Source organism: Pelotomaculum sp. PtaB.Bin117 (assembly GCF_002067195.1).
In the GTDB taxonomy this organism is placed as follows: domain Bacteria; phylum Bacillota; class Desulfotomaculia; order Desulfotomaculales; family Pelotomaculaceae; genus Pelotomaculum_D; species Pelotomaculum_D terephthalicicum.
In genome coordinates this window covers 1-16,414 of record NZ_MVQM01000042.1, presented here as the reverse complement: position 1 = coordinate 16,414, position 16,414 = coordinate 1, and the positions used below count along the sequence as shown (strand labels likewise).

General features: G+C 50.2%; 15 protein-coding genes. 14 read left to right on the top strand and 1 reads right to left on the bottom strand.

Annotation, left to right across the window (positions count from 1 at the left end):
- From A4E54_RS02530 to yihA, 6 genes are all read left to right on the top strand, one after another.
- On the top strand, positions 1 to 550 hold a 550-nt coding region (locus A4E54_RS02530), incomplete at its 5' end, for an HD-GYP domain-containing protein (RefSeq protein WP_286724159.1).
- A 1-nt stretch (position 551) separates the two neighbouring features.
- Positions 552 to 908, top strand: a complete 357-nt coding sequence (locus tag A4E54_RS02525; protein WP_312038053.1) for a hypothetical protein — start codon at positions 552 to 554, stop codon at positions 906 to 908.
- On the top strand, positions 908 to 1,750 hold the full coding sequence (locus tag A4E54_RS02520) for a CBS domain-containing protein (RefSeq protein ID WP_286724164.1): 843 nt from the start codon (positions 908 to 910) through the stop codon (positions 1,748 to 1,750). Before A4E54_RS02525 ends, A4E54_RS02520 begins: the two co-directional genes overlap by 1 nt.
- 272 nt (positions 1,751 to 2,022) lie before the next feature.
- Complete coding sequence (lonB, locus tag A4E54_RS02515) at positions 2,023 to 3,741, top strand: ATP-dependent protease LonB (RefSeq protein WP_240082227.1); 1,719 nt, start codon at positions 2,023 to 2,025, stop codon at positions 3,739 to 3,741.
- Positions 3,742 to 3,987: 246 nt separating this feature from the next.
- Positions 3,988 to 6,402 (top strand): endopeptidase La, encoded by a 2,415-nt coding sequence (gene lon / locus A4E54_RS02510; RefSeq protein ID WP_240082228.1) that lies wholly within the window; start codon positions 3,988 to 3,990, stop codon positions 6,400 to 6,402.
- The gene (gene yihA / locus A4E54_RS02505; RefSeq protein WP_240082229.1) at positions 6,399 to 7,001 is read left to right on the top strand and encodes a ribosome biogenesis GTP-binding protein YihA/YsxC; all 603 of its coding nucleotides are present in this window, start codon (positions 6,399 to 6,401) and stop codon (positions 6,999 to 7,001) included. The genes lon and yihA overlap by 4 nt, the downstream gene beginning before the upstream one ends.
- Here the strand turns inward: yihA and A4E54_RS02500 are convergent.
- Positions 6,982 to 8,067, bottom strand: coding sequence for an ABC transporter substrate-binding protein (locus tag A4E54_RS02500; RefSeq protein WP_240082230.1), 1,086 nt, complete (start codon positions 8,065 to 8,067; stop codon positions 6,982 to 6,984). The two genes, yihA and A4E54_RS02500, sit on opposite strands and share 20 nt — an antisense overlap.
- A 307-nt stretch (positions 8,068 to 8,374) precedes the next feature.
- On the opposite strand from A4E54_RS02500, the gene A4E54_RS02495 reads away from it, so the two are divergent.
- The 8 genes from A4E54_RS02495 to mreC form a co-directional block, all read left to right on the top strand.
- Positions 8,375 to 11,029, top strand: coding sequence for a valine--tRNA ligase (locus A4E54_RS02495; protein WP_286724155.1), 2,655 nt, complete (start codon positions 8,375 to 8,377; stop codon positions 11,027 to 11,029).
- A gap of 179 nt (positions 11,030 to 11,208) precedes the next feature.
- Positions 11,209 to 12,477: a bifunctional folylpolyglutamate synthase/dihydrofolate synthase gene (locus A4E54_RS02490; RefSeq protein ID WP_240082232.1), complete on the top strand. Its 1,269-nt coding sequence runs from the start codon at positions 11,209 to 11,211 to the stop codon at positions 12,475 to 12,477.
- Between the two features lie 14 nt (positions 12,478 to 12,491).
- Positions 12,492 to 12,962 carry a RidA family protein gene (locus tag A4E54_RS02485; protein ID WP_312038057.1) on the top strand — a complete coding sequence of 157 codons (471 nt, stop codon included), beginning with the start codon at positions 12,492 to 12,494 and terminating at the stop codon, positions 12,960 to 12,962.
- A 203-nt stretch (positions 12,963 to 13,165) separates the two neighbouring features.
- Positions 13,166 to 13,423, top strand: coding sequence for a DUF4321 domain-containing protein (locus A4E54_RS02480; protein WP_240082234.1), 258 nt, complete (start codon positions 13,166 to 13,168; stop codon positions 13,421 to 13,423).
- 3 nt (positions 13,424 to 13,426) lie between these two features.
- Positions 13,427 to 14,002, top strand: coding sequence for a Maf family protein (locus A4E54_RS02475; RefSeq protein WP_286724162.1), 576 nt, complete (start codon positions 13,427 to 13,429; stop codon positions 14,000 to 14,002).
- 28 nt (positions 14,003 to 14,030) lie between these two features.
- A complete protein-coding gene (gene radC, locus A4E54_RS02470; protein WP_312038054.1) occupies positions 14,031 to 14,726 on the top strand; it encodes a RadC family protein in 696 nt (231 codons plus the stop codon).
- Between the two features lie 40 nt (positions 14,727 to 14,766).
- Positions 14,767 to 15,798 carry a rod shape-determining protein gene (locus A4E54_RS02465; RefSeq protein WP_240082236.1) on the top strand — a complete coding sequence of 344 codons (1,032 nt, stop codon included), beginning with the start codon at positions 14,767 to 14,769 and terminating at the stop codon, positions 15,796 to 15,798.
- Between the two features lie 60 nt (positions 15,799 to 15,858).
- On the top strand, positions 15,859 to 16,414 hold a 556-nt coding region (gene mreC / locus A4E54_RS02460), incomplete at its 3' end, for a rod shape-determining protein MreC (RefSeq protein ID WP_286724153.1).

The window sequence follows — 16,414 nt, the reverse complement described above, 5'->3', positions numbered from 1 at the left end:
CAAAATGATCTATGATTACAGTTTAGAAACTTATCAACATTCAGTCAATGTGGGAATCATTGCCACTAGAATCGGGAATTTTCTAGGATTATCAGAAAAGCAAGTTTCGTTAATCAAATATGCGGGTTTGCTTCATGACATCGGTAAAACTAAAATTGATTTAAAAATATTAAATAAACCAGGAAAGTTAACAAGTAAAGAGTTTACTATTATTAAGAAACATACGGAATACGGAGTTGAAATATTATCATCCTATCCTTGGACCAAACCTTTTCTCCAGTTGGTGAATCTGCACCATGAGAGATGGGATGGCAGCGGTTACAACGGCTTTCATGGAAGAGATATTCCCATGGGAGCAAGGATACTGGCCCTGGCAGATGCTTTTGATGCCATGACTTCAGGCAGGCCTTATTCTCAAATTAATAGTATGGAGCAAATTATTAATGAATTAGATAAGTTTAGCGGCACTCAGTTCGATCCCCACTTGGTTGAAAAGGTCATCCATGCTTCAGATAAGGTATTGCTAAAAGATTGGGATGGGGTTGTTTAACTTGAAATCAGGTAATTCGAATGATACCGGGAGAAAGGCACAAATTTCAATTATACTGTCTGAATTTGAGATTCCCCCGATACAGGACGTACTGCTCATCGGCAAAAAGGCGCCCGTTGGTCCCGAAGCCGTTCAACGGATGATAGATGTGCTGAGTCCGGAACAATATGAAATTATAAAGGTAAATGAGGGGCCCTTTGAAGCAGTGGTAATTCGAAATTCACTTTCCCTATTGATTACCCGGGATAAGCTATTAAATATTATTCTGGATGAAGGGTGTAAGATTGCATCCGAAACAGCAGTTTTGAAAGCTCAAGTAAATATAGTTTTGAATATTAATGTTGAGGTTGACCTGTGATGCTCAAAGTATTTGATGTTATGTCTTCTCCTGTCATTACAGCCGATGTTCTGGATAGCGTTAGTAAAGCGGCTTTAATTATGGAAAAAAATAAAATAGGCGGTCTTCCGGTTTTAGATGAAAGAAAACAGCTGTGCGGCATTATAACCTCCCGGGACGTGCGTTGCGTCCATCATAATCGTATTGTTGCCGACGCCATGAGCAAAAATGTAGTACATGTTAACAAATATACTACTCTATGGGATGCTAAAAGTATTCTTGAGGAAAAAAAACTGGAAAGGCTACCGGTTTTAGAGGGCTGCAAATTAGTCGGAATTATTACTAGAACTGATATTCTTGTTAAAATTGGCAGGCATACAGATCCGCTAACCGGGCTTATGACAGGTTCATATATAAGATATCTGGCTGAGAACATCCTGAAGGCTGGGAATGAACTCACAGTCATATTTTTTGACCTGAACGGTTTTGGACTTATTAACAAAAAACATGGACATGTTTACGGAGATCGTTGTTTGAAAATAGTCGGGCAAATTCTTACCGAAAATACGTCCGGCGGACTCTATTTCCCAGGACGTTATGCCGGGGATGAGTTTATAGTAGTGACCACGGAAAAAAAAGATGATGCCGGTTTATGGGCCAATGAAATAATAAAAAAAATAGTCAATATCACAAAGAAAAATGGCATGCCGGTAAACATCGCCGCCGGAGTGGCAGGCGGCCGCAGAAAAAATGCACGGATGGAAATACATCTTTCCGCAACTGTAGATGACTTAATCAATTCGGCCAGTCTTGCCTCGACTTTATCAAAGCAATACTGTGTACCTGTTACATTTTCAAATTGATATTATTATTGATAAAAGAAAACGTGCTGTTCACAGCGCCGGCTCGCAACAAGAAAAAAACGGCTTAAGTCGCGCCGGAGTTGTTATGCGCGAAAGAAAGCTCCTGACGGAAATAATACCGCAGGAGTTTTTTCTTCATTGCCGGCCGTCGCCTGTTTGGATTTTGTTCTGTTGTAAGACTCAGGATGCTTGAATTTAAAAATTTTGGTTAAAATTTCAAAAACTTAGCAATACTAATGTTAATATTCCTGTTTGATGGGAGGAAGTGTCTTATGGGAGATTATTCTTCCGGTTTTGGCAGCATATTGACTTTTATTCAGGTCTTTTTCGCGGTGATTATCGGCTTGTATTTTTGGAATTTGTTAAAGAATCAGCACAGCAGCAAGAACGTGCTGGAGAGAGAATCAAAGAGAGAAATGGAAAAGCTCAAGGAACTGCGTTCCATTTCCCTGACTGAGCCTCTTAGTGAAAAAACCCGCCCGGCCAGTTTCCAAGAAATTATCGGGCAACCGGAGGGGCTGAAGTCTTTGCGCGCGGCCCTTTGCGGACCTAACCCCCAGCACTTGATCATCTATGGGCCGCCTGGTGTGGGCAAGACCGCCGCGGCCAGACTGGTGCTGGAAGAAGCGAAGAAGAACGCCTGCTCTCCGTTTAAGGAGGATGCTAAATTTATCGAAATCGACGCTACCACGGCCCGTTTTGACGAGCGCGGCATTGCCGACCCGTTGATCGGGTCGGTCCACGACCCGATCTACCAGGGGGCGGGCGCGATGGGTATCGCGGGCATTCCCCAGCCAAAGGCCGGCGCGGTAACGAAGGCGCATGGCGGAGTGTTGTTTATTGATGAAATTGGTGAGCTGCACCCCAGCCAGATAAACAAGCTGTTGAAAGTGATGGAAGACCGCAAAGTCCACCTGGAGAGCGCGTATTACAGCGCGGAGGACCCCAATATACCCTCGCATATACATGATATCTTTCAAAACGGACTGCCGGCGGATTTCCGGATGGTGGGCGCGACTACGCGGGGTCCGGAACATATCGCGCCGGCTATTCGCTCCCGCTGTTTGGAAGTTTATTTTCGCCAGCTTCTGCCTGACGAAATTGAAATGATAGCTGCCAACGCGGCCGGGAAAATAAAGATGCCTCTCAGCGCGGGAGCGCTTGAAGTGCTGAAAAAGTATGCCACAAACGGACGCGAGGCTGTAAATATTATTCAAATTGCCGCCGGTTTGGTTATAACCGAAGAACGGGAGGAGATCCGTACTGCCGATATCGAGTGGGTTGTCCAAAGCGGGCAGTACGCGCCGCGTCCTGACAAAAAGATACCTGATCACCCTCAAGTCGGACTGGTTAACGGACTCGCCGTGTATGGCCCGGGCATGGGGGTTCTCCTTGAAGTGGAAGCCAATGCTCTGCCCGCTGCCAGGGAGCAAGGCAAGTTAACTGTTACCGGACTCGTGGAAGAAGAAGAGATGGGGGGAGGCGGCAAGACCGTTCGCCGCAAAAGTATGGCCAGGAGTTCGGTGGAAAATGTTCTCACTGTGCTGCGCCGGGCGATGGAATGCGACCCCCGGGATTACGATATCCATGTGAACTTGCCTGGGGCGGCGCCTACCGATGGGCCTTCGGCAGGTGTTACCATAGCCACGGCTGTTTATTCGGCAATCCTTGGCCTGCCGGTTGACAACACAGTGGCCATGACCGGTGAGGTATCCATTCGCGGCTTGGTTAAGCCTGTGGGCGGCATAGTGGCCAAGGTGGAAGCCGCCCGCCGGGCCGGAGCCAGAAAGGTGCTGATACCGGCTGAAAACTACCAGGAACTGTTCCGTGATTTTACGGGGATTGAGGTGATCCCTGTCAATCGTCTGGAAGAGGTAATGCGTGCGGCGCTGATCACCATGCCGGTGTTGGGCAAAAAAATAGAGCGGCAGGCTCCGGCCGCGCCGGATGTATTGAGCGCTAATGGTTTAATGGTGGGACATACCTTGTAAAATGGCTGGATTCAACGGAGATGGCATGGCCTGCTGAGTCAACTTGCTTTGATTAGCAAGAAGAAGCAAAATATAAATACAATGTCCAGATCTGTATTAATAACCCGGCTTAAGCCGGGTTTATTGGTTTTCTAGTAATTATTACTATAGGGGTTTTCAAAATTTCATGTTAAAATAAACGCATATGAATGTACGTCCTAATATTATGACAACGTAAGCAACATCTTCTCAAAAGGAGGCGCAGCTATGCATTCTGAAATAAAGACTTTGCCCTTGTTGCCTTTAAGGGGTATTCTGGTCTTTCCCTACATGGTCATTCACCTGGATGTCGGCCGTGAAAAATCAGTAGTTGCCATAGAGGAAGCGATGATCCAGGACCGGGTTATTTTTCTTGCCACCCAGAAAGAGGCGCAGACTGACGATCCGGGACAGGATGATATTTTTGCTATTGGCACAGTTGCTGAAGTTAAACAACTATTAAAACTGCCGGGTGGCACTATCCGGGTTTTAGTGGAAGGACTTGCCAGGGCAAAGGTCAGAAATTTTATAACTAACGAGCCATATTTTCAGGTGGAGATTGAGCAATACTCCGAAAATGTTCAAAAAAACAGTGAAATAGAAGCGCTGATGCGCAGTTTGGTTTACCAGTTTGAACAATACGTTAAACTATCCAAGCGGATACCGCCCGAAGCGGTTGTTTCCGTCGTTAATCTTGACGAACCCGGGCGTCTGGCGGATATTGTCGCTTCGCACCTGACCCTGCGTATTGAAGATAAGCAAAGCATTCTTGAGTCTGTAAACATCTCCCAGCGTCTTGAAAAACTATGCGCTATTGTGGCAAAAGAGCTGGAAATTGTTGAACTGGAACGTAAAATCAATATTCGTGTCCGCAAACAGATGGAAAAGACTCAGAAGGAATATTACTTGCGTGAACAAATGAAAGCGATTCAGCGGGAACTCGGCGAGAAAGATGAACGGGTGGCCGAGGGTGAAGACCTGAGAGAGAAAATCGCCCGGGCCAAACTGCCGAAAGAAGTGGAAGAAAAGGCCATCAAGGAAGTTGAAAGACTTGAGAAAATGCCGCCGATGGCGGCGGAAGCAGCGGTAGTACGCAACTATTTGGACTGGCTTTTATCCTTGCCCTGGAACAAAGCTACCAGAGACCGGCTTGATATCAAAGGAGCCGAAACCATCTTGGAAGAAGACCATTACGGATTAAAAACGGTGAAGGAACGTATTTTGGAATACCTGGCAATCCGCAAGCTGGCCAAGAAAATGAAAGGCCCGATTATCTGCTTTGTGGGGCCGCCCGGTGTGGGTAAAACTTCTCTCGGCCGTTCAATAGCCCGCGCCTTGGAGCGGAAGTTTGTCCGCATGTCCCTGGGCGGAGTGCGCGATGAAGCTGAAATCCGGGGGCACCGCCGTACTTACGTCGGCGCCATGCCGGGGCGGATCATCCAGGGTATGCGTCAGGCCGGCTCCAAAAACCCGGTATTCCTGCTGGATGAGATTGATAAAATGAGTATGGACTTTCGCGGCGACCCGTCTGCGGCGCTTCTCGAAGTGTTGGATATGGAACAGAACAACACTTTCAGCGATCATTACATTGAAGCCCCGTTTGACCTGTCCAACGTTATGTTCATCACCACGGCGAACGTGCAGCAAAACATTCCCAGGCCGCTGCTGGACCGGATGGAGGTAATCTATCTATCCGGCTACACGGAAGAAGAGAAAGTGCAGATCGGCGTGCGTCATCTCTTCCCCAAGCAGGTAAAAGAACACGGGTTGAGTAAAGGCATGTTGAAGATTTCTGAAAACACCATTCGCAAGATTATCCGGGAATATACCAGAGAATCAGGCGTGCGGAATCTGGAAAGACAAATAGCGGCGATTTGCCGCAAGACCGCCAGGCAGATTGTTACCGATAAGACCAAAAAGGTTCAGGTGACCACGCAAAACTTGAGCCAATTTCTAGGCACTTCCCGTTTCCGCTACGGCGTGGCGGAGCAGGACGACCAGGTAGGGGTGGCTACAGGCCTGGCCTGGACGGAAGTGGGCGGCGATACGCTGGCGATTGAAATCACTATTTATAAAGGAAGCGGCAAGCTGACTTTAACCGGTAAGCTGGGCGAAGTGATGAAAGAATCGGCGCAGGCCGGTTATAGCTACATCCGGAGCCGGACTGACGAACTGGGTATAAACGAGGAGTTTTACAATAAGGAGGATATTCATATCCATGTTCCCGAGGGGGCTATTCCCAAAGACGGCCCCTCGGCGGGCATTACCATGGCTACCGCCCTGGCATCGGCTATTACCGGGCGCAAGGTGCGGCATGACGTGGCGATGACGGGTGAAATTACCTTGCGCGGCCGGGTGCTGCCGGTGGGCGGAATCAAGGAAAAGGTGCTGGCTGCGCACCGTGCCGGTATAAAAACTCTGCTTTTGCCTAAAGATAATAAGAAAGACTTGGACGATATTCCTAAAAAGGTGAAAGATAAGATCAACTTTATTCTGGTGGATCATATGGATGAAGTATTGGAAACGGCCCTCGCGGAAAAAGAATACAGGCCCGAAGGTCTTGACGCTGTCCCCCCGGTGGTGTCGCCGGAAGTTTATCACCCTGCTGTAATAAGCGAGGGAAGCGCCCCTGCACCGTCATGAAAATAACCAGCGCGGAATTCGTTACCAGCGCGGTTAAAGCCGCGCAGTACCCGGCCGGGGAACTTATGGAGGTAGCCCTGGCCGGGCGTTCTAATGTAGGGAAGTCTTCCCTGTTGAATAAAGTCGTCAACAGGCGGGGGCTTGCCCGCACCAGCAATACCCCGGGACGTACCCGCCTGATTAACTTTTTTCTAATCAACGGGCAGTTTCATTTAGTGGACCTGCCGGGCTACGGTTATGCCAGAGTGGCTGCCGGTGAAAGGGAAAACTGGGGTAGAATGATTGAAACCTACCTGACGGGGAGGAAAAATTTAAAAGGCATTTTACTGCTTATCGATAGCCGCCACCCGCCAACAGACCTGGATATTCAAGTGTTCGGCTGGTTAAAGAACTGCGGTATCCCGGTGGCGGTTGTCACGACAAAAGCGGATAAGCTATCGCGTTCGAAGCTGCTCCGTTCCATGCAAACCATCAGGAAGGAATTGCCGCTAGACGGGGAAGACATGTTGACGGCTTTTTCCGCAGAAACCGGTCAGGGTAGGGAAGAACTGCTGAGTATAATTGAACAATGGGTGAATATTACTGGAAGAATATCATAAATGATTTTCTTTTTTTCTTTTCTGTTTCCGTTTCCGGGGCGTACGTTACTGTCTCAACCGCCTGACGGGCGAAACTCGTGACAACGGTAGTATCGTAAGGTACTGGTGCGGCAATTTCCCCGGCATTTTTTGCCGCGGTGTTGAATCTTTCATAAGGTTCGCGCTCGACTACCGGATTATCTGTCCATATCTTTAATGTGCCGTACCGTTCGATGGATTTTATCAATACCTGCATCTCAAGATTGGAAAATGACGGGTAAACCGCCATGGCTGCTTCTTCGGCGCTGTGTTGTTTTAGCCAGAGCTGGGCCTTGTATATAGCATTGGTGAACTTTTGGATTATCTCCGGGTTAGATTCTATATATCCAGGCAAGGCGGCGAAAGCTGTAATTGTCATATCGTCACACGCTGCTCCTACCGAGGCAACCACCTGACCATAACCTTCCATTTCTGCCATGGAAGCTTCCGGTTCCAGTAACTGAAGGTAATTGCCCGTTCCGGCGCGAAAAGCGCCGACGCGCAATTTCTCAGGAATATTGTAATAGATGGTCACCTGTCGGTAGGGAAGGATGCCGGCCTGCCTGAGAGCATTTTCAAGCGCGATTTCTGAACTGTCGTTATGAGGGCTGCCGATAATTGTTTTGTTTTGCAGCTTTTGCCATTGGAAGGCGGAATCGTTTTTCTTGCTTAATAGAAGGGACCCGTCCCGGCAGGCCATGGTGGCAAAGACTATCGGACCATTTTTCTCCCTCTCAGGATCGTCCGGGTTGAAGATTATTTTTTGCATGCCGCAAAGCGCCACGTCTGTTCTCCGGTCGGCCAGGGCGGCACGGATGAACTCAGGATTGGCTGTGGTAATTTTCACATCCAGGTGCTGTTCCTTAAAAAAGCCCAGATTTAAAGCCAGGTATTGGGGCAGGAAGTACGGCGACCTTACCGATTCTAATACCCTGACGGTATGGACCTCCTGCTCTGCGGCAGGTTTAATTCTGTCATGCAAGGCAAAAATTGCCAATGTGGCCAAGAGGGTTATCATGGCAATCTTGGCAATAAGTGTCGGACGCAAGCTGTTCAACCCCCATGTTAGTTATCTTATTGTCGCTACTAAGGAGTTAGTGGTCAGTAATCAGCAGTCTGAAAAAATGTTTTATCGTCTCGAAATACTCTGACTGCTGAATTCTGACTACTTGAATAGCAATCATAAAATTTTATTTTTTAATGAGCGCTTTCATGCCTGAAAAGCAATTATATTTTTTTTGAAGGATTTTTGCCTTTCCTGGAGAAAATATGCCAAGAGGTGCGAATGATTTCTCCTCTGCTAACAGGTGGAGGGTTTTGGTTTTTTATAATGGAGATGTAAGGAGAGGAGCGCTTTGGCTAAAGCAGATATTCCTTCCACCTACGATCCACGTGCAGTGGAAGACCGGTGGTATCCCTACTGGGAAAATGGCGGGTTTTTTCACATCGGGGTTAACCCGGAGCAGAAGCCGTTTTGTATTGTAATGCCCCCGCCCAATGTTACCGGGCAGTTGCACATGGGGCACGCTCTGGATTACACTTTGCAGGACATCCTGACCAGGTGGCGGCGGATGCAGGGTTACAACTCGCTTTGGGTGCCGGGTACGGACCACGCGGGTATTGCCACTCAGGCCAAGGTTGAAGAGCAGTTGGCGAAGGAAGGGACTTCCCGGTACGAGATTGGGCGGGAAGCGTTCCTGAAACGGGCATGGGCATGGAAAGAGCAGTACGGCAGCCGGATCACCGCCCAATTAAGAAGGCTGGGCGCCTCCTGCGACTGGCAGCGGGAACGCTTTACCATGGATGAAGGCTGCTCGGAAGCTGTGCGGGAAGTCTTTATCAGGCTCTTTGAGCGCGGTTTGATTTACCGTGATTATTATATTACCAATTGGTGTCCCAAATGCCACACCACCATATCCGATATTGAAGTGGAGCATATAGAAAAACCCGGGCATTTTTGGTATCTGAAATATCCTTTTAAAGACGGGGACGGTCACGTTGTTGTCGCGACCACCCGGCCTGAAACTGTGCTCGGCGACACGGCCGTGGCGGTGCACCCGGATGACGAACGCTATGCCGGCTTGATTGGAAAAATGCTTGTTCTGCCCCTGGTCGGGCGGGAGATGCCGCTCATCGCCGACGAGTATGTAGACCCTTCCTTCGGCACAGGGGCGGTTAAGATTACCCCGGCCCACGATCCCAACGACTTTGAGGTGGGGTACCGGCACGGCCTGGAGCAGATCATAGTAATTGACAAAGAGGGCAAGATGAGCGCGGAAGCGGGCCCGCGTTACCAGGGGCTGGACCGCTATGATTGCCGTAAAAAAATCGTACGCGACCTGGAAGCGGGCGGTTACCTTCTGAAAACCGAAGACTTGTCCCACGGTGTGGGCCACTGCTACCGCTGCAACACGGTTATTGAGCCGATGCTTTCCCGCCAGTGGTTCGTCAAAATGAAACCGTTGGCTGAGCAGGCTATTGAGGCGGCAAAAGCGGGAGATGTCCGCTTCATTCCCGAGCGGTTTACCAAAGTTTACCTGAGCTGGATGGAAAATATCCGCGATTGGTGCATCTCCCGCCAGCTCTGGTGGGGTCACCGCATACCGGTATGGTATTGCAAGGATTGTGATGAAACGATCGCGTCCAAAAAGCCGGTGTCACAGTGCCCTAAATGCGGCGGCACAGATTTAGAACAAGATCCCGATGTGCTGGACACCTGGTTTTCCTCCGCCCTGTGGCCTTTCTCGACCTTGGGGTGGCCGAAGCAGACGATTGAACTTGCGTATTACTATCCTACCTCTGTCCTTGTGACCGGGCGCGATATTATTTTTTTCTGGGTTGCCAGGATGATCTTTTCCGGTTTGGCCTTTATGAACGACGTTCCGTTCAGGGTTGTTTCCATTCACGGAATGGTGCTGGACGCCCTGGGGCGAAAGATGAGCAAATCCTTGGGCAACGGGGTGGACCCGATTGACGTCATTGAGTCGCACGGCGCGGACAGTCTGCGCTTTATGCTGGTAACCAGCAACACTCCAGGCAACGACCTGCGCTTTAACTTTGAGAAGCTGGACGGGGCGCGTAATTTTGCCAATAAACTTTGGAACGCCTCACGGTTTGTTTTGATGAACCTGGAGGATTTTGAGCCGGGCGAGCAGCGCGGCCAATACACGTTGGCCGACCGGTGGATCATTAGCCGTTACCAGAACCTGGCGGAAGAAGTCACCCGGTTGCTTGAGTCGTATGAACTGGGAGAGGCTGCCAGGGTTCTCTACGAGTTTATCTGGAATGAGTTTTGCGACTGGTATATCGAGTTGGCCAAACCTAGACTTTACGGAAAAACCACTCCGCAGGACCGCTATACGGCGCAGAGCGTGTTGACAGCCGTGCTGAAGGGCACACTGGAACTGCTCCACCCGTTTATGCCGTTTATTACGGAAGAGATATGGCAGCATTTGCCCGGCAAGGGACTGACGGTAATGCGCGCGTCCTGGCCGGTTGCCGGAAAAGAACTGGCTGATCCGGAGGCGGAGCGCCAAATGGAAATGTTGATGGAGGTAACAAAGGCCATCAGGCATATCCGCAGTGAAATGAACGTCCCGCCGGGAAAACAGGTCGAAGCCTACCTGGAGGCTCCCCAGGCCGCTTTCAGAGACGTTCTGGAACGGGGAACAGGGTATATTCAAGGCCTGGCGAATGCGAAAATAGCTATCTTTGAGGCACTGAAGGAGAAACCGGAGCAGGCTGCCCATGCTGTAACCCATGGTGCGGAAGTATTTGTTCCGCTAAAGGGATTGATCGACATTGAGCAAGAAGCTGCCCGTCTGCGTAAAGAACTTGCGGTGTTGGAAAAAGACCTGGCTAGGGTGAACGGCAAGTTGAACAACCAGGGCTTTTTAAGTAAGGCGCCGGCCGACGTGATTGAAAAAGAGAAGAAAAAAGAAAATGAATTAACCGGCAAACAGACTGCCATCAGGGAAAGGTTGTCCATGCTGGTGGGGGGAAATGAATAATTTTTACGTCAGCTTTGGACATGCTAAAGTGTATTAATATTTTGGAACAGGGTGAGACAAGGGGACGGTGAGACTGGAACCGTCCCCCCTGTCTGGATTAGTGGCCTATGGAGCTTGCATGAGAGCATGACTGCCAACAGGTTACCGGAGGCGAATTTGTTCTGGACTTCAAAGAAGCGTTGGACTACCTCGCCAACTTGACTAAATTTGGCGTTAATTTTGGTTTAAGCCGCATTGAAGAATTGTTGAGCCGGTTGGGCAACCCGCACCAATTCTTAAAAGTAGCGCATATCGGCGGCACAAACGGTAAAGGTTCCACCACCGCCATGCTGGCAAATATATTGCAGTCGGCTGGATACAAGGTGGGAACATTCACTTCGCCCCACCTGCACTCCTATTGTGAACGGTTCCGGATCAACGGCGAAGAAATAGGCGGAAGCAGGATAGCCGGTTTGATAGCGGACCTGCAGCCGCATCTGGAAGCGATGGTGTCGGAAGGTTTTGAGCATCCGACTGAATTCGAAGTATCCACTGCCCTCGCCTTTCAATACTTCTATCAGGAAAATGTTGACTTTCTGGTGCTGGAAGTGGGCATGGGAGGAGCAGTCGATTCCACCAACGTAATTGCGCCGGTGCTTGCAGTTATTACCAACGTAAGCATTGACCACACCGATTACTTGGGAAAATCAGTAAGGGAAATTGCCGAAGTTAAGTCCGGCATTATTAAGCCCGGTGTCCCGACAGTTACGGCGGCGGCGGGAAAGGCGCTGGCGGTGATCACGAAAACGTGCCGTGAAAGAGGTTCCCCGCTGACGCTGGTGGGACGCGACATTACCTGGAAGCATCAGTCCTCATCCCTTGACGGACAGCGGTTTTCGGTTCAAAGTCGCCGGTATGCCTATGATAATTTATGGCTGCCCCTGATCGGCAGACACCAGCAAATTAACGCTGTTTCAGCGATAGCGGCGGCGGAACTGCTGATTGACCGGGGCTTGCCAATAGATATCGGGAATGTGCGGGAGGGACTCGCGGCCACACGTTGGCCGGCCAGACTGGAAATTTTACGCAGGGAGCCGTTTGTGCTCATTGACGGGGCGCATAACTATGAATGCGCCCGAAGCCTGCGCCAGGCGTTAGATGATTATTTTCCGGGCAGAAAAGTTATTTTGGTAATCGGCATGCTGGCGGACAAGGAGCGGGCCAAAGTGGTGTCGGAACTTGCTCCGGCGGCCAGAGCGGTCATCGTGACCAAACCGGACAGCCCGCGAGCCGGAAATTGGCGGGAGTTGGCTGTGGAAGCACGGCGCCATGCCCCGGAAGTATACCTGGCGGAAGAAATTGAAGCAGCTTTAAATAAAGCGCTTTCAATAGCCGGACCCGATGAACTGGTATGCGTTACCGGATCGCTTTACATGGTGGCGGAGGCGCGGGAATTGCTTTTACAGTAAAAAGTAGGGAGGCTGTGATATTGTCTTATGAAGAAAAACTAAGTGATATGGGGGTAAACATCCCCGCCGTGCCCAAGCCGGTTGCCGCGTATATTCCGGCGGTGCGCGCGGGCAGCTGTGTTTACACGTCGGGGCAACTTCCCCTTGTTGATGGCAAGCTGATGTTTTCCGGTAAAATCGACAGGGATTTGTCGATGGAAGAAGGCTGCCGGGCGGCTCGTCTGTGCGTAATCAATTGTCTGGCCGCGATAAAAAGCGTGCTTGGTACTTTGGATAATATTGAAAGAATAGTCAAGGTTACGGGGTTTGTCAACAGCATCAGCGGATTTACCGGCCAACCACAGGTTATCAACGGCGCGTCGGATTTTTTGATAGAAGTATTTGGTGAAAAGGGACAACACGCGCGAGCGGCGGTTGGTGTCAGTGAATTGCCCCTGGACAGCGCGGTGGAGATAGAAATGATAGCGCTGGTAAAAGAACCGTAAAGTATGCAATTTTAGCCTGTCCCGGCAAGCGCCAAGCCTGTCTTAAACGAGCAGGCTTAATATTTTAAAGAAATATTTACGCTAAATAACATTTTTTTAATATTTTCGTCAAACCTTGTCATCAAATACTTAAAATGATAAACTGTTAAATAGCGCATGTGCTTGTCTCTTTTGTTTGGTTTCTTGTAAGCGGGGGAGATATTATGGCAAAGAGTTTTAAGAACTACGGCAATGTTTGGGTTTTAGTCCTGCTCCTGCTGGTTGGCGGACTGACCGGGAGCGCTATCGGGAACGCGCTGGCTCCGGTGTTGCCCTGGCTGGGAACTACTACAACCATAGGGTTAAAACAGTTTACGCTGGACTTGCAGTTTTTTAGCCTGACCTTTGGCTTTACTTTCGCTCTGAATCCGCTCACAGCTTTGGGACTTATCCTAGGTTATTTTATTTACAGGCGGGTGTGAAAAATAAAGGAAATAATTCTCGCTTCGTCCTCCCCGCGCCGGGCGGCTTTATTGAAACAAATTGGTTTGAATTTCCGGGTTATCGTATGTGATTTGGAAGAACACACTCCACCCGGGCTGCAGCCTTTTGAAGTAGTTGAGCGCCTTGCTGCCAGGAAGGCCATGTTTGTAGCGGATAGTTTGGCGGAAGGGATTGTTGTCGGGGCCGATACCGTGGTGGTATGGCGTGGGCAATTGCTGGGCAAGCCGTCTTGTGCGGAAGATGCCGTAGAGATGCTGAAACGCTTGCAGGGCAATGTTCACGAAGTACTTACCGGGGTTGCGCTGGTAGACGCCGGCAGCGGTAAAGCTGAGGTGGGCCATGAGCAATCCCGGGTAATGTTCCGGCCGCTGGACGAGGAAGAAATCCGGAGGTACGTCGCCACCGGTGAGCCGTTGGATAAAGCCGGCTCTTACGGTGCCCAGGGGATTGGGGCGGTTTTTGTCGAACGCATCGAAGGTTCATATACGAACATCGTCGGACTTCCTCTGGCCAAACTTTCCCTGATGCTGAAGAATTTTGGTTGCAGCGTGCTGTAAAAGAGGTTTTCTGTTAGGAGATGGACCTTTGGTTTTACCAGGCGATCGTCTAACTATTAAGGAACTTCCGGCAGATATGAGGCCCCGGGAAAGACTGTTGCAAGAAGGAGCCGGAACGCTGTCGGAAATAGAGCTTTTAGCTATTCTTCTGGGAACCGGTTCTCATGAAAAAACTGTCCTGGAGTTGGCTTCCCTGATTTTGGCGCGCTTTAAAAGTCTCCGCTTGCTTGTAGATGCCACGGTTGAAGAACTAAGCGAGATTAAAGGCGTTGGACTGGCCAAAGCCAGCCAGGTGAAGGCGGCGTTGGAACTGGCTAAAAGACTGTCCCGTTTTACCGGTCAGCCCCGGCCGGTGATTAAGTCGCCGGGGGACGCGGCCGGGCTGGTGATGGAGGAAATGCGCCACCTGGACCGGGAACATTTCAGGGCGTTGTTGCTGAACACGAGAAACCAGGTTATTGCGGACGACGAAGTGTCGATTGGCACACTAAACACTTCCAGTGTGCATCCCAGGGAGCTTTTTCGCAATGCGATTAAAAAAAGCGCTGCGTCATTGATTCTGGTGCACAATCACCCCAGCGGCGACGATACCCCCAGCAAAGAGGACCTGGATGTGACCAGAAGGCTCAGTGAGGCCGGAAGGATTATCGGGATCGAGGTGCTGGACCATATTATAATCGGTGATAACAAGTTTACCAGCTTTAAAGCAGAAGGACTTATTTAATTTTTTTGTTTTTGTATTATACATAGAAAGGGGCCGGGAAATGCGCGTCGGTCTGTTTTCCAAAGATATGGGTATGGATTTGGGTACGGCCAACTCCCTCGTATACGTTAAAGGAAAGGGTATAGTTATCCGTGAGCCTTCGGTGGTGGCGATCCAAAAGGACACCGGCCAGGTGCTTGCGGTTGGGGAAGACGCTAAGAGAATGATCGGCCGTACTCCGGGGAACATTGTGGCGATTCGTCCGATGAAGGATGGAGTTATCGCGGATTTCGACGTTACTCAAAGCATGATTAAATACTTTATTAATAAGTCGCTCCGGAACCGTACTTTTTTAGTCCGTCCACGGGTGGTCGTGGGCGTTCCATCCGGGGTTACCGCGGTGGAAGAGAGAGCGGTGCGCGAAGCGGCGCTTCAAGCGGGAGCCAGAGAGGCTTATTTGATTGAAGAGCCGATGGCGGCGGCTATCGGGTCGGGATTGCCTGTGCACGAGCCGACCGGCAATATGATTGTCGATATTGGCGGAGGTACTACTGAAGTGGCGGTTATATCTCTCGGCGGCATTGTTACCAGCCGCTCGATCCGGATTGCCAGCGATGAAATGGACGAGGCCATTATCAACCACGTTAAACGCACCTATAACTTATTAATCGGGGAGCGCACGGCTGAGTTAATCAAGATTCAAATCGGTACGGCTTATCCGCTTACGTCATCAGAGACGGAAGAAGTGCGGGGGCGTGATCTCGTCACAGGATTGCCTAAGACTGTCAATATAACTTCCGAAGAGATCTACAAAGCCCTTTCCGAACCTGTAACCAGCATTATTGAGGCAATCAAGGCGACACTTGAACAAACCCCGCCGGAACTGGCTGCGGACATCATGGACCGGGGCATTGTAATGGCCGGGGGCGGATCGCTGCTGCGGGGTCTTGACCGGCTGGTTATTGAAGAGACCGGGATGCCGGTGCATATGGCGGACGAGCCGTTGCTGGCCGTCGCTTACGGCGCCGGACGGGTGCTTGAGAATATTGATGTGTTGCGCAAAGTGTTGATTCAACCCAAAAAGCTGGCCTGACGGCGGCTTTGGTTCCTGATTTTCGTTATTGGAATTATTAGAGCAGGGAGTGAATTATGGGTGCGTTGGGTAACTGCCAGGAGGCTGTTTTTGCTTGCGGTCCTGGTGGCGGCCGCCTTGGTAGCCATACGCGTCACGGTACCCGAGCGGACCCGGCTGACCCTCCTGGAAGCCATGTTCAGGGATGCTATAGCGCCTGTACAGACAGGATTTAACTGGTTGGGCAAACAGACCAGCCATCTGATATCTTTCCCTGTTTCCATGTACAGGGCGGGAGAACGCAATCAGGCTCTGGAAGAGAAAGTTGCCAGCCTGGAAAGCCAGATAATCCAGTTGAACGAGTATAAGCTGGAAAACGAGCGCCTGACCAGTTTGCTTAATTATAAGCAGGTGATGGCTGAAACATATGATTTAATCGCCGCGTCTGTCGTCGGCAGAGATCCGGGCAACTGGTTCGGCAACATAACCTTGAACAGGGGAACCAGTGACGGTGTTGAGGAAAACATGACTGTTCTTACACCTGAAGGACTGGTGGGGCGGGTTATTTCCGTTTCCTCCTCTACCTGCGAGGTGCTTCTGATTACCGACCCGCGCAGCGGGGTGGGTTCAATAATTC